At 31.2% G+C, this 330-nt stretch carries 1 protein-coding gene; it reads right to left on the reverse strand.

The features are described 5' to 3' along the window. Window positions 1–330, reverse strand: a 330-nt coding sequence (locus ACODS7_RS32900) for a Tn3 family transposase (protein WP_488828771.1), incomplete at both ends; no start/stop codon positions are given.

Raw genomic sequence — 330 nt, forward strand, 5'->3', positions numbered from 1 at the left:
ATTTTGAATATTCTATATCAGAAACCTGTCCCATTCTATACAATCCCATGTTTGTGCCCCAGGCTATTAGACTTGGAATCAGAATCGTATCATTTGTTTTGGGGTTTGTATAACGTCCGAGAATATGTTCAAATTTAGTAAGAAAATTACAATGTTGATTTACAAAATATAAAATACTTCTCATATCAATTTGTAAAAATATATCGAAAAATGAATGATTGATAGGAGCTGACGCTCGCGTATATGGAAGTGACCACGAATGATGTTCTTTGTGTTTTTTTACTTGCACATGTTTGTTTTTTCCGGAAGTAATCTTTTTATTAATTGAGA

The sequence above is a fragment of the Bacillus sp. FG16 genome (assembly GCF_057809515.1).